The sequence below is a fragment of the Actinomadura madurae genome (assembly GCF_047130825.1).
Classification (GTDB): domain Bacteria; phylum Actinomycetota; class Actinomycetes; order Streptosporangiales; family Streptosporangiaceae; genus Spirillospora; species Spirillospora madurae.
Map to the genome: position 1 here is coordinate 9,019,964 of NZ_CP083237.1, position 13,191 is coordinate 9,033,154.

At 73.0% G+C, this 13,191-nt stretch carries 10 protein-coding genes; 4 read left to right on the forward strand and 6 right to left on the reverse strand.

Annotated elements, in window-relative coordinates; translation table 11 throughout:
• Positions 1-78 precede the first annotated feature (78 nt).
• Positions 79-2,097, reverse strand: coding sequence for an alpha-1,4-glucan--maltose-1-phosphate maltosyltransferase (locus K8Z49_RS42200; RefSeq protein ID WP_412516811.1), 2,019 nt, complete (start codon positions 2,095-2,097; stop codon positions 79-81).
• A gap of 309 nt (positions 2,098-2,406) precedes the next feature.
• Here K8Z49_RS42200 and glgP point away from each other — a divergent pair, with 309 nt between their 5' ends.
• Entirely contained in the window at positions 2,407-5,010 is a 2,604-nt protein-coding gene (gene glgP / locus K8Z49_RS42205; protein WP_021596117.1) for an alpha-glucan family phosphorylase, read from the forward strand.
• Here the strand turns inward: glgP and K8Z49_RS42210 are convergent.
• Positions 5,007-5,600, reverse strand: coding sequence for a hypothetical protein (locus tag K8Z49_RS42210; protein ID WP_021596118.1), 594 nt, complete (start codon positions 5,598-5,600; stop codon positions 5,007-5,009). The genes glgP and K8Z49_RS42210 overlap by 4 nt on opposite strands.
• On the reverse strand, positions 5,597-5,854 hold the full coding sequence (locus tag K8Z49_RS42215) for a helix-turn-helix transcriptional regulator (protein ID WP_200871999.1): 258 nt from the start codon (positions 5,852-5,854) through the stop codon (positions 5,597-5,599). Before K8Z49_RS42215 ends, K8Z49_RS42210 begins: the two co-directional genes overlap by 4 nt.
• A gap of 156 nt (positions 5,855-6,010) precedes the next feature.
• Between K8Z49_RS42215 and K8Z49_RS42220 the strand changes: the two genes are divergently transcribed.
• Positions 6,011-7,192, forward strand: a complete 1,182-nt coding sequence (locus K8Z49_RS42220; RefSeq protein ID WP_244938686.1) for a sensor histidine kinase — start codon at positions 6,011-6,013, stop codon at positions 7,190-7,192.
• On the opposite strand, the gene K8Z49_RS42225 is transcribed toward K8Z49_RS42220, so the two are convergent.
• Both K8Z49_RS42225 and K8Z49_RS42230 read right to left on the reverse strand, forming a co-directional pair.
• Complete coding sequence (locus K8Z49_RS42225; RefSeq protein WP_021596121.1) at positions 7,189-7,980, reverse strand: SWIM zinc finger family protein; 792 nt, start codon at positions 7,978-7,980, stop codon at positions 7,189-7,191. The genes K8Z49_RS42220 and K8Z49_RS42225 overlap by 4 nt on opposite strands.
• Complete coding sequence (locus tag K8Z49_RS42230; protein WP_412516812.1) at positions 7,980-11,009, reverse strand: DEAD/DEAH box helicase; 3,030 nt, start codon at positions 11,007-11,009, stop codon at positions 7,980-7,982. Before K8Z49_RS42230 ends, K8Z49_RS42225 begins: the two co-directional genes overlap by 1 nt.
• A 176-nt stretch (positions 11,010-11,185) precedes the next feature.
• On the opposite strand from K8Z49_RS42230, the gene K8Z49_RS42235 reads away from it, so the two are divergent.
• On the forward strand, positions 11,186-11,968 hold the full coding sequence (locus K8Z49_RS42235) for an enoyl-CoA hydratase/isomerase family protein (protein WP_021596123.1): 783 nt from the start codon (positions 11,186-11,188) through the stop codon (positions 11,966-11,968).
• Positions 11,969-11,980: 12 nt separating this feature from the next.
• Here the strand turns inward: K8Z49_RS42235 and K8Z49_RS42240 are convergent, their stop codons facing one another.
• Positions 11,981-12,385, reverse strand: coding sequence for a winged helix-turn-helix transcriptional regulator (locus K8Z49_RS42240; RefSeq protein WP_024936684.1), 405 nt, complete (start codon positions 12,383-12,385; stop codon positions 11,981-11,983).
• A gap of 97 nt (positions 12,386-12,482) precedes the next feature.
• On the opposite strand from K8Z49_RS42240, the gene K8Z49_RS42245 reads away from it, so the two are divergent.
• Positions 12,483-13,148, forward strand: coding sequence for an NADPH-dependent F420 reductase (locus K8Z49_RS42245; protein WP_412516813.1), 666 nt, complete (start codon positions 12,483-12,485; stop codon positions 13,146-13,148).
• The last annotated feature ends 43 nt before the right edge of the window (positions 13,149-13,191 follow it).

Genomic DNA, 13,191 nt, shown 5'->3' on the forward strand with positions numbered 1-13,191 from the left:
TGATGGGCTCGTCCCTGGGCACCAGGCCCGGCGGGGCGTCCGGCGTCACGGCCGGATGCTGTGGCTCGTGAGGTCCGCTCAACTCTCGCTGCTCCCGAACGTCAGGACGTGTGCGGGTCGGATCTGTGGATCGAGGTAGACGTAGTTGGACTGGGTCCAGGTGTAGGTGGCGCCGTCGAGTTGGTCGGTGACGGTGTGGGGGTGGGTGGGGTCGTCGGGCAGGCCGAGGGCGGGCAGGTCGAGGTGCACGGTGGCTTCGCGGGGTTGGTGGGGGTTGAGGTTGACGATGGTCAGGACGGTGTCGTGGAGGTGGCGTTTGGAGAAGGCCAGGAGTTCGGGTTGGTCGATGTGGTGGAAGTGCAGGTTGCGGAGTTGCTGGAGGGCGGGGTGGGTGTTGCGCAGGGTGTTCAGGCGGGTGATCAGCGGGGCGAGGGTGGCGCCGGTGTGGTGGGCGGTGTCCCAGTCGCGGGGGCGGTACTGGTATTTCTCTGAGTCGCGGTATTCCTCGCTGCCGGGCCGTACGGGGGTGTTCTCGCACAGTTCGTAGCCGCTGTAGATCCCCCAGGTGGGGGAGAGCAGCGCGGCCAGTACGGCGCGGATTTCGAAGGCGGCGCGGCCGCCGTGCTGGAGGTATTGGTTGAGGATGTCGGGGGTGTTGGTGAACAGGTTGGGGCGCATGTAGGTGGCGGCGGGGCCGGTGAGTTCGGTGAGGTAGTCGCGTAGTTCTTCGGCGTTGTTGCGCCAGGTGAAGTAGGTGTAGGACTGGTGGAACCCGATTTTGGCCAGGGTGTGCATCATGGCGGGTCGGGTGAAGGCCTCGGCCAAGAACAGGACGTCGGGGTCGGTGGTGTGGATGTCGGCCAGTAGCCGTTCCCAGAACGCGACGGGTTTGGTGTGGGGGTTGTCGACGCGGAAGATCCGGACGCCGTGGTTCATCCAGTGGTGCAGCAGGGTTTTGACGGCGTCATACAGGCCGTCGGGGTCGTTGTCGAAGTTGAGGGGGTAGATGTCCTGGTATTTCTTGGGCGGGTTTTCGGCGTGGGCGATGGTGCCGTCGGCGCGGGTGGTGAACCATTCGGGGTGCTGGTGGACCCAGGGGTGGTCGGGGGAGCATTGCAGGGCCAGGTCGAGGGCGATTTCCAGGCCGCAGGTGCCGGCGTAGTCGACGAAGGCGTCGAAGTCGGCCAGGGTGCCCAGGTCGGGGTGGATGGTGTCGTGGCCGCCGTCGGGTGAGCCGATGGCCCAGGGGGAGCCGGGGTCGTAGGGGCCGGCGTCCAGGGTGTTGTTGGGGCCTTTGCGGTGGCTGGTGCCGATGGGGTGGATGGGTGGGAGGTAGAGGACGTCGAAGCCCATGTCGGCGATGGCGGGCAGGCGTTTCATCGCGGTGCGGAAGGTGCCGGAGGTGGGGCCGCGGCGGCCCATCGGGTCGAAGGAGGCGCCCTCGGAGCGGGGGAAGAACTCGTACCAGGCGCCGTACAAGGCACGCTGGCGGTGCACCACCAGCGGATACCAGTCACTCACCGTCAACAAATCCCGCAACGGATGACGTTCGAGGACGTCCTCCACGGTCGGATCTGCCACGGCCTCCATCCGGTCGGTGACCGGGATCGTCTCGTCCCCGAGCCGCTTCGCCAGCCGCCCCAGCGTCGGGCGGTCCTTGCTCGGGACGGCCTCGGCCGCGCGCGCGAACAGCAGCGCGCCCTCGGCGAGCATGAGCTCGGCGTCCTGGCCGCGGGGGACCTTGATCTGCGCGTCGTGCCACCAGTGCGCGATCGGGTCGCCCCACGCCTCCACCCGGAACGACCACGACCCCATCTCGGTCGGCGTCACCTGGGCCGACCACCGGTCCAGCCCCGCCCCGACCTCGGCCATCCGCCGCGGCGGCAGCTCCTCCCCGTCCGGCGTCCGCAGCACCACCGCCGCGCCCAGCATCTCGTGCCCCTCACGGAACACCGTCGCCGACACCTCGACGGTCTCACCCACCACCGCCTTGGCCGGCCACCGGCCACACCCCACCACCGGCGCCACATCCAGGATCGGAATGCGACCGAGCCTCGGAATGCCGGTCGAACTGGACGTTCCGGACTCGACGTGCATGTGCCACCCCTACCCGTTCGAGACATACAAAACGTCCATGCCCGGGATCGGGCGGCCGCCGTCGTCCGGCCGCCCGTAACTTTGCGCTGCGCGCCGGTTACCGCCGGTCTGGGGATGGTCGAGTTTGGGCAAACGCTCTGCCGTAGCACCCGGCCCGGCCTGCGCGGAGGTGCCCGGCGGGGTGGCGGGAGCCCGTGCGGGGACGGGGTTTTCGCGGTTCCCCCGGCGCGACGGCGGCCGGTCCGCGAGGTGAGGGTGTGGTCCCCCGCCGTCGCGCGCACGGCCCCGCACCGCATACCGTGACGTTGCGTGAAGGCAATCCGACGATTCACGGTCCGCACCGTCCTTCCCGAGCCGCTGCGGCAGCTCGAGGAGCTCGTCCTCAACCTGCGCTGGTCCTGGCACCACGAGACGCTCGACCTGTTCCGCGCAGTGGACCCGGCGCTGTGGAAGGCCGTCCACCACGACCCGGTCCGGCTGCTCGGCGAGGTCGCACCGGAGCGGCTGGCGCGCCTGGCGGAGGACCGGCGGTTCCTGCGCCGCCTCCAGGACACCGCGGAGGACCTGCACGAGTACCTGACGGCGCCCCGCTGGTACCAGAAGCGCTCTACTGGCCAGAACGCGCCGGCGTGCATCGCCTACTTCTCACCCGAGTACGGGATCACCGCCGCGCTGCCGCAGTACTCCGGCGGCCTCGGCATCCTCGCCGGCGACCACCTGAAGACCGCGAGCGACCTCGGCGTCCCCATCCTCGGCGTCGGGCTGCTGTACCGGCACGGCTACTTCTCCCAGTCGCTGTCGCCGGACGGCTGGCAGCTGGAGCGCTACCCGCCGATCGACCCGAACGGGCTCCCGCTCACCCTGCTCCGCGAGCGGGACGGCTCGCCGGTCCGCGTCGCCATCGGCCTCCCCAAGGGGAACGAGCTGCGCGCGCAGGTGTGGATCGCGCACGTCGGCCGCGTCCCGCAGCTGCTGCTCGACTCCGACGTCGAGGACAACGACCAGTCCGCGCGGGACGTCACCGACCGGCTGTACGGCGGCGGCGGCGACCACCGGCTGCTCCAGGAGATGCTGCTCGGCATCGGCGGCGTCCGGGCGATCCGCGCGTACTGCCGCATCACCGGGCACCCCGGGCCGGAGGTCTTCCACACCAACGAGGGCCACGCCGGCTTCCTCGGCCTCGAACGCATCCGCGAGCTCGTGTCGGAGGCCGGCCTGACGTTCGACGAGGCCCTGGAGGCGACCCGGGCGGGCACCGTGTTCACCACGCACACCCCCGTCCCGGCCGGGATCGACCGGTTCCCCCGCGACCTGATCAGCCGGTACTTCGGCGGCGCGAACGAGGAGGAGCAGGTCCCCCTGGACCGGGTCCTCGCGCTCGGCACCGAGGACTACCCCGGCGGCGACCGCACCGTGTTCAACATGGCCGTGATGGGGATGCGGCTCGCGCAGCGCGTCAACGGCGTCAGCGAGCTGCACGGCGAGGTCAGCCGGGAGATGTTCGGCGGGCTGTGGGGCGGGTTCGACACCTCCGAGGTCCCGATCGGCTCCATCACCAACGGGGTGCACGCCGGGACGTGGGTCGCCCGCGAGGTGCTGGAGTTCACCGCGCGGGAGCTGCCGTCGGTGATGGAGTCGGGGCGCGGCTGGGAGGGCGTGCGGAACGTCTCCGGAGCCGAGATCTGGCGGATGCGCGGCCTGCTGCGCCGCCGCCTCGTGCTGGACGCGCGGCGCCGCCTGCGCGAGTCGTGGCGGCAGCGCGGCGCCAGCGAGGCGGAGATCTCCTGGATCGACGACGCCCTCGACCCCGACGTCCTGACGATCGGGTTCGCGCGGCGCGTCCCGTCCTACAAGCGGCTCACGCTGATGATGTCCGACGAGGACCGGCTCCGCTCGATCCTGCTGAACCCCGAGCGGCCCGTGCAGATCGTCATCGCGGGGAAGGCGCACCCCGCGGACGAGGGCGGCAAGCGGCTCATCCAGGACATCGTGCGGTTCGCCGGGTCCGAGGACGTCCGGCACCGGATCGTCTTCCTGCCCGACTACGACATGGCGCTCGGGCAGCTGATGGTGCAGGGCTGCGACGTGTGGATGAACAACCCGCTGCGCCCGCTGGAGGCGTGCGGCACGTCCGGGATGAAGGCGGCGCTGAACGGCGGGCTGAACCTGTCGATCCGCGACGGCTGGTGGGACGAGTGGTACGACGGCCAGAACGGCTGGGCGATCCCGTCCGCCGACGGCCTCGCGACCCCCGACCGGCGGGACGAGCTGGAGGCCGCCGCCCTGTACGAGCTGGTCGAGGACCACGTGTCCGTCACGTTCTACGACCGGGACTCGGCCGATCTCCCGCGCCGCTGGCTGGAGATGGTGAAGCACACCATCGCCACCCTCGGCCCGAAGGTGCTCGCGTCCCGGATGCTGCGCGACTACGTCGAGGACCTCTACGCCCCGGCCGCCGCGTCCGAGCGGGCGATGGTGGCCGACAAGTTCGCGGGCGCCCGGGAGCTGGCGGCGTGGAAGCGGCGGGTCCGCGCGGCGTGGCCGCGCGTCGCCGTCGAGCACGTCGAGTCCAACGGGGAGGAGAGCCCGCAGGTGGGGACGCGGCTGGCGGTCCGCGTCGTCGTCGACCTCGGCGGCCTCGACCCGGAGGACGTGGCCGTGGAGGTCGCCTACGGCCGGGTGGACGACAGCGACGCGCTCGTCGAGCCGTCCTACCTGGAGCTGGAGGAGAGCGCGCCCGTGGAGAACGGGCGGCGCCGCTACACCGGCGAGGTCCCCCTCGGGCGCAGCGGCGCCTTCGGCTACAGCGTCCGCGTGGTTCCGAGCCACCCGATGCTGCCGGGGCTCGCCGAGCTGGGCCTGGTCGCGCTGCCGCCGGCACCGCAGGGCATGACGAACGGCGACCTGCGCTAGGCCGCGGCCTCTCCGGTCTCGCCGTCCTCGTCCTCGTCCTCGTCGGCCGGCGGGTCGGCCGCCTGCCAGGCCGCGACGACGAGGGGGAGGAGGGCGTGCGTCACGAGCAGGGCGAACAGGATCAGGAAGAGCGCGGCGCCGGGGATCTGCGAATCGCGGCCGTCACGGTCCGCGACCGACACCGCCAGCACCACGGCGATCATCACGTACGTCGTGGCCCGGTGCGCGGTGGCGAACGCGCGGAGCCGCGCGGTGAGCTGGCGCTCGTCGAGTTCCCGCTCGCGCTTGGACGTCAGCCCGCGGGTCACCGCGATCAACTGGCCGGCCAGCGGGAAGCCGACCACCACGAGCACGCCCAGGATCACGAAGTTGCTGATCATCGCGGTGTCGCTGGGCGCCAGCGCCCACGACACCGCGGCGTCCACCCAGAACAGGCCCAGCGTGACCGCGCCCGCCCCCGCCAGCACCCGGCGGGGGCGCCGGCGGGCGTAGCGGGCGGGCAGCCGACGCTCCAGCTCGTCGTCCAGGGCCGCCAGGCGGTCCGCCCGCTTGCGGCGGGACCGCTCCAGCCATCCTGCGTCGTTCGTCATGGCGTGTCTCCGATCCTCGGGAACGGTTCGAGGGAGAAGACGACCTCGACCGGCACCTCGAAGTACTCGGCGATCCGGAGGGCGAGGTGCAGGCTGGGGCTGTACTCGCCGCGCTCCAGGTAGCCGACCGTCTGGTAGTGCACTCCGAGGGCGGCGGCCAGGTCGCGGCGCGAGATGCCGCGTTCGGCCCGCAGCACCGTGATCCGGTTGTGGACGTGCTCCTTGCCGGCGGGCACCGGGTCGCTCTTCCGGATCACCGCCCGGCCCTCCGCGTCGTCGGCGCTCTCACCCGTCACCCTGCCCTTGTACGGGCTCTTGCATATTTCGTCGTATCCTTGCCTCGGGTAATAGTAGAAGTACTACATCTCATCACAGACATGCAAGTGGACGGGCCCTGGCAGGATGGGCACGTGCGACTAGGAGACCGACGCGAGCGGCCGGTCCCGCGGCTGCCGCAAGGGCGCACGGCGGACGCGCTCCTGGCCGGCGGCTTCTTCGCCGCCCTGGCCGCGATGACGCTCGTCTCGACGCACACCGGCCCGCCCACGCGGATGCCGCTCTACAGCTGGGCGCTGCTCGCCGTCACCTGCGGGGCGCTGTACTTCCGCCGCTCCCATCCCGTCGTGGTGGCGGCCGTCACCCTCGCCGCCTGCGCCGTCTACTACCCGGTCACCGATCCCGACGGCCCCGCCCTGATCACGTTCGTCATCGCCCTGTACACGGCGGCGGCCGAGGGCCACCTCGCGGCCGCCGCCGCGCTCGCGGGCGTCTCGGTGGTGGCGACCGTGGTCGCCGACAGCCGCGACGACGTCAACCATCTCGCGGACGCCGCCGGGTTCCTGCTCGTCGGATGGTTCGTCGCGGTCGTCGCGATCGGCGGCGTCGTCCGCAACCGCCGCGCCTACCTGCGCGAGGCCGAGGAGCGCGCCCGGATCGCCGAGCGCGGGCGCGAGGCCGAGGCCCGCCGCCGCGCCATCGAGGAGCGGCTGCGCATCGCCCGCGAGCTGCACGACGTCCTCGGCCACAACATCTCGCTGATCAACGTGCAGGCCACCGCCGCGCTGCACGGGCTGCGCCGCGAGCCGGAACGCGCCGAGGACGCCCTCACCGCGATCAAGCAGGCCAGCAAGGACACCCTCCGCGAGATGCGCGCCACCCTCGGCGTCCTGCGCCAGGTCGACGAGGCCGCCCCGGTCGCGCCCGCCCCCGGCCTCGCCCGCCTGGACGAGCTCACCGGCCGGATCGCGGCGGCCGGGATCGAGATCCGCACCGAGGTCGAGGGCGACCCGCGCCCGCTGCCCGCCGAGGCCGACCTGGCCGCCTACCGCATCGTCCAGGAGGCCCTCACCAATGTGACCCGGCACTCCGAGGCGAGCTCCGTGCTCGTCCGCATCGAGTACGACGACGGCGCCGTGACCGTCAGCGTGGAGAACGACGGGGTGGACGACAGGGGCGCCGCCTCCCCGCCGCCGTCGGCGGACGGCAGCGGCATCCGCGGCATGCGCGACCGGGCCAAGGCCCTGGGCGGCACCCTCGACGCGGCCCCGCGCCCGGACGGCGGCTTCAAGGTCCGCGCCCACCTGCCGCTCTAGCCGTCGTCGTCTCCGGCGAGGGCCTCGTAGGCGGGGGCCAGGACGTCCGGGAGGGGGCGGCGGCGGATCCTGACCGGCGGGGGAGCGGCCACCTGGAGGACGAAGCCGGGCGGGACGGGCGGAGCGGGCGGACGGTCGCGCAGGCGGGCCAGGCCGGTCGGCGGCGTCCAGAAACCGGCGGCGGTGAGGGGCTCGTCCTCGATGTCGAAGGGGTCGGGTTCGGTCGCGGTTCCGCGGCGCAGCGCGGCCAGCAACTGCTCGCGCCCCCGCCCGTTCCACCGGAGGATGAGGAACGGGTCGTCGTCGAACGCCTCGGCCAGCAGGTACAGGACGGCCGCGGCGTGCTTGCACGGATCGCCCCAGTCGGGGCAGTCGCACATCAGGTGCAGGTCGGACGCCGATCCCGGGAACAGGGCGAGGCCCATCTCGGCGAACACCCACTCGATCTCCGGGGGCATCTCCCCGGCGAGCAGCCGCGCCCGGAACACCGCGCGCGACGCCAGCTCCTTCTCCACGGCGCGCCAGTCGTCCGCGCCGATCGCGTCGATGGTGAGCGCCACCTCGTACGGCTCGGGCGCCGAGCCGTGCACCTTCGCGGTCACCTCGTACGGCTCGACCTTCAGGCCGACCACGGTGCCCTTGCGGGCGTAGGTCCGGCCGCGCTGGAGGCGGCCCGGGTCGGCGAACGACTCGACGAGGTCGATGAAGCGCCGCGACCACCATTGGGTGCCGATCGAGCCGCGCTTGGTGCGTGCCCGGATGCGCTCGCCCATCGGTCGCTCGGACATCAGTCGCTCACCGCCTCGGGCGACAGCCGCAGGACGTCGCGCAGCTCGGCGACCGACAGCTCGGTCAGCCAGTCCTCGCCGGTTCCGACGATCGACTCGGCGAGGGCCTTCTTGCGTTCGATCATCTCGTCGACGCGCTCCTCCATCGTCCCGACGCAGATGAACTTGCGGACCTGGACGTTGCGGGTCTGGCCGATGCGGAACGCGCGGTCGGTCGCCTGGTCCTCGACGGCCGGGTTCCACCAGCGGTCGACGTGCACGACGTGGTTCGCGGCCGTCAGCGTCAGGCCCGTCCCGGCCGCCTTGAGGGACAGCAGGAAGACCGAGGGCTCGTCGTCCTCCTGGAACCGCTGGACCAGGTCGTCGCGCTGCTGCTTGGACGTCCCGCCGTGCAGCCACAGCACCGGACTTTCGAGCCGCGCCGCGAGATAGGGCCGGAGCATCGAGCCGAACTCGGCGTACTGGGTGAAGACCAGCGCCTTCTCGCCCTGCTCCAGGACCTCGGCGCAGATCTCCTCCAGCCGTTCGAGCTTGCCGGAGCGGCCGGGGAGGCGCGAGCCGTCCTTGAGCAGCTGCGCCGGGTGGTTGCAGACCTGCTTGAGCTTGGCCATCGTCGCCAGGACGAGCCCGCGCCGCTGCGTCTCGTCGGCCTCGGCGATCTGCCGGAGCATGTCGTCCACGGTCGCCTGGTAGAGCGACGCCTGCTCGGTGGTGAGGTTGTAGTAGACCTTGATCTCCTGCTTCTCCGGCAGGTCGGAGATGATCGACCGGTCGGTCTTGAGACGGCGCAGGATGAACGGCTGCGTCGCCCGCTTCAGCGCCAGCGCCGCCTGCTCGTCGCCCTCCCGCTCGATCGGGATCGCGAACCGCCGCCGGAACTCGCCGCGCGGCCCGAGCAGCCCCGGGTTCGCGAACTCCATGATCGACCACAGCTCGGTCAGATGGTTCTCCACCGGCGTGCCCGTGAGCGCGATCCGGCTCCGCGCCGGGATGCTCCGCACCGCCCTGGCCTGCCGCGTCCCGCTGTTCTTCAGCGCCTGCGCCTCGTCGCAGACGACCCGCCCCCACTCGATCGGCGCGAGCGTCTCGGCGTCCCGCGTCGCCGTCCCGTAGGTGGTCAGCACCAGATCGGCGCCCGCCACGGCCGCGACGAGGTCCTCGCCGCGATGCCGCCCCGTCCCGTGGTGGACGTAGACGCGCAGCTTCGGCGTGAACCGCGCCGCCTCCCGCTGCCAGCTCCCCACCAGCGACATCGGCAGGATCGCGAGGGTCGGGGCCGGGCGCGCGCCGTCCTCCCGCTCGTGGACCAGCAGCGACAGGACGGAGATCGTCTTCCCGAGCCCCATGTCGTCCGCCAGCAGCGCCCCCAGCCCCAGGTCGTTCATGAAGGTCAGCCAGGCCAGGCCACGCTCCTGGTAGGGGCGCAGCTCGGCGTCCAGCTCGTCCGGGGTGCGCATGGGGGTGAGGCGGCGGTCGGCCTCGCCGGACAGCAGGTCGCCGAGGGGGCCGCCCGCGTCGACGCCGGTGAGCGGGAGGGCGTCGTCGCCCGCGTGGACGATCGCGCGGATCGCCTCGGCGGCGGTCATGCGCCCCCGGCGCGGGTGGCGCAGGAAGTCGAGCGCGGCTTCGAGCTGCTCCTCGTCCAGCTCGACCCACCGGCCGCGCAGCCGGACGAGCGGGGTCTTCAGGCGGGCCAGCTCTTCGAGCTCGGCCTCGTCGATGCTGTCGTCGCCGATGGCCAGGTCCCAGCGGAAGTCGACCATGGCCTTCAGGTCGAAGCCCGACGGCGCGGCGGCGCCGGAGGACGCCTCGGGGTCTTCGGGGCTTGCCGTCAGCTTCATGCCGAGCTTCGCCTTGCCCGCCCACTGGGGGAGCAGGACGCCGAACCCGGCGGCGGCGAGCATCGCGGCCGTCTGGCGGAGGAACCGGAACGCCCCCGCGGTGTCGAGGAGCAGCTCGGCGGGCGCCGGGCCGTCCAGCGCGGGCGCCAGGTCGGGGAACAGGCGCAGCGCGCGGCCGAGCCCGCCGAGGAGGGTCTCCTCGGCGTCCGGGATCGACGTCGCCTCACCGCCCCAGACCATGGACGCCGGGACGTAGAGGCTCGGGTCGTCGGTGCCCTGGAGGGCGAACTCGACCCGCCAGGAGTCGTCCTCCGCCTCCCGCTCTCCGTCTTCGAGCTTCCCGTCCCCGAATTCCCCGTCCCCGAATTCCTCGGCCCCCGGTTCGGCGAGGCGGAAGCAGACGCGCAGCGGGCCGGACGGGCGGCGCGCGGCGGCGGCCCAGGCGTCCAGCTCGGCGATCAGGTCGTCCGGGTCGTCGCGAGGCTCGCGGGCGACCGCGGCGGACGGGCCGGTCAGCGCCCTCACCCAGCGTTCCGCGAGCGGCAGCCGGTCGGGCTCCTTGCGCCGCGACACCAGCAGCGGATGCGGCACCACGCCCCGGACGGCCGTGTCGACCAGTCCGGACAGCGCCTCCCGCAGCACCTCGGCGGCGGGACGCCCGCCGCCGGCGGCGCGGCACGCGGCGGGCATCGCGCGGGCCAGCGCCCGGAAGCGCGCGGGGTCGTCGATCACCGGGCGCCAGCGGGCGACGAGGTCGCCGTCCTCGCGCAGGAGGGCCGGGAGGACGTGGCCGCGCCCGGTGAGGCTCACCGCCTCGTCCGCGAGCATGCACAGGAACCGCAGGTCGGTGCCCGGGACCACGTCTGCGCTGTGCTCGGCGGCCTGGAGCAGCGCCATCGCGGGGAACGGTTCGAGGACGAGCGCCGGCACCCGCCACGGGCGCAGCTCGGGCTCGTCCGGCACCGGCTGCGGGCCCAGCTCGGCGGACGGCAGCGGGCGGCCGTCCAGGGTCGGCAGCGACATCGCCAGCTCGACGCGGAACGCCGTGCGGACGAGCGGCTCGTAGGACGTCCCCGTGAAGTCGCAGGTCGCGAAGGGGTGGACGTCCGGTGACGGCTCGTGCGGGCCGGTGCGTTCGGCCCACAGGCAGAGCGCACCGCCATGCCAGGTGGCGTGGGCGACGAGCATGGTCCCCGAAGCTACCAGCAGCCCCTGACGTTCCCGGGCATCACAGCGGTCGCGCTGCCCGACACCGGCCACTCGGACGGCTCCGCGCCGCACTCACCGCGCCCGGCCGCCGGTGTGCCCTTGCCCTCTGGTTAGGCTCGGGACGTCCGCAGCCGAGTGTGCACAGGAGGATCGCCGTGGGCGAGTTCGTACGGGTCGAGGTCGAGGACGGGGTCGCGACGATCAGGCTGGACCGTCCGAAGATGAACGCCCTGAACGCCCAGATGCAGCGCGAGCTGATCGACGCCGCCCGGGAGGTCACGCAGGACGAGGCGGTCGCCGCCGTCGTGCTGTACGGGGGCGAGCGGGTCTTCGCGGCGGGCGCGGACATCAAGGAGATGGCCCCGATGTCGTACGCCGAGATGTCGGCGGGGCACTCGCGGCTCCTGCAGGACTTCGCCAAGGCGCTCGCCGGGATCCCGAAGCCGGTCATCGCCGCGATCACCGGGTACGCGCTCGGCGGGGGGCTGGAGGTGGCGCTGACCGCCGACTTCCGCGTCGCCGGCGAGGGCGCGAAGGTGGGGCAGCCGGAGATCCAGCTCGGCATCATCCCCGGCGCGGGCGGCACGCAGCGGCTGGTCCGGCTGATCGGCCCGGCGCGGGCCAAGGACCTGATCTTCTCCGGCCGGCACGTCGCCGCGCCGGAGGCGCTCGCGATGGGGCTGGTCGACCGGGTCGTCCCGGACGACGCCGTCTACACCGCCGCCAAGGAGTGGGCGGCCACGTTCGTCGGCGGCCCCGCGATCGCGCTGCGCGCCGCCAAGCAGGCCGTCGACCGCGGCATGGAGGCCGACCTCGACACCGGGCTGGAGATCGAGCGGACGCAGTTCGCCGCCCTGTTCGCCACCGAGGACCAGGCGGCCGGCATGAAGAGCTTCATGGAGGAAGGCCCCGGCAAGGCGAAGTTCACCGGCCGCTAACCGCGGTGGGGTTCACCGGCCGCTGACCGCGGTGGGGTTCACCGGCCGGAGCGCGGGGTCGACGGGCGGGCCGTCCGCGCGGTCCTGCGCGTCCAGCACCTCGTCGGCGTGGCGCTCGGTCCAGCGGCCCAGGGCGGCCAGGGGTTCCAGCAGCCCGCGTCCCGGGCCGGTCAGCGCGTACTCGACGCGCGGCGGCGCCTCGGCGTAGCGGCGGCGGGTGACCAGCCCGTTCCGCTCGAGGTGGCGCAGCGTCCCGGTCAGCACCTTGTGGCTGATGCCGCCGATCCGCTCCCGGATCTCGCTCGGCCTCAGCGGGCCGTGCCGCAGCGTCCAGACCACGACGCCCGTCCAGGTGCCGGACAGCAGGTCGAGGCCGAGCCGCGTCCGGCAGTCGGCGATGAATTCGTGTTCGTCCATGGATCCGCCCGCCATCCTGCCTCTTCCGATACGCACCGGATGGTGCGCGACGGCTCGCCTAGCGTCCCGTCCGAAGGTAATCGAACGGGAGGACGGCATGCGGATCGGAGTCTTGGGCGCGGGCGCCATGGCGGACGCGCTCGCCACGCAGTGGGCGCGCAAGGGGCACGAGGTGCGGATCGGGGCGCGGACGCCGGCGAAGGCGGTCGCGCTGGCCGAGCGGATCGGGCACGGCGCGTCCGGCGGCACGCTGCGGGAGGCGGCGGAGTCCGGGGACGCGGTGCTCCTCGCCGTCTGGCACGAGGGCGTCCCGGACGCGCTGCGCCGGGCGGGTCCGCTGGAGGGACGGGTGCTGATCGACTGCACCAACCCGATGGAGCCGCCGTTCGAGCGGCTCAAGACCGGGGGCGGGCCGTCGGCCGCGCGCCGGATAGCGGACGCGACCGGAGCGCGGGTCGTCAAGGCGTTCACCATGTGCCACGAGAGCGTGTGGCGCATGACGCCGCCGGTGTTCGGCGGGCGCCCGCTGGGCGTCCCGCTGTGCGGGGACGACGAGGAGGCGCTGGCGGTGGTCCGGGCGCTCGTGACCGACCTCGGCTGCGTGCCGATGGACGGCGGCCGCCTGGCGAGGGCCGGCCTCCTGGAGGCGGCCACCGCGTTCGTGGTCGGGCTGTGGGTCGCGGGCGAGGACCCGGCGGCGATGCTGCCGCCGCCCGAGGCCGCCGCCGGCGAACCGCGGCGCACGTCGGAACTTGCGCACTAAACCGTTATTCATGTTTTTGAGTGTGCTGCCCGGGGTTGTGAAG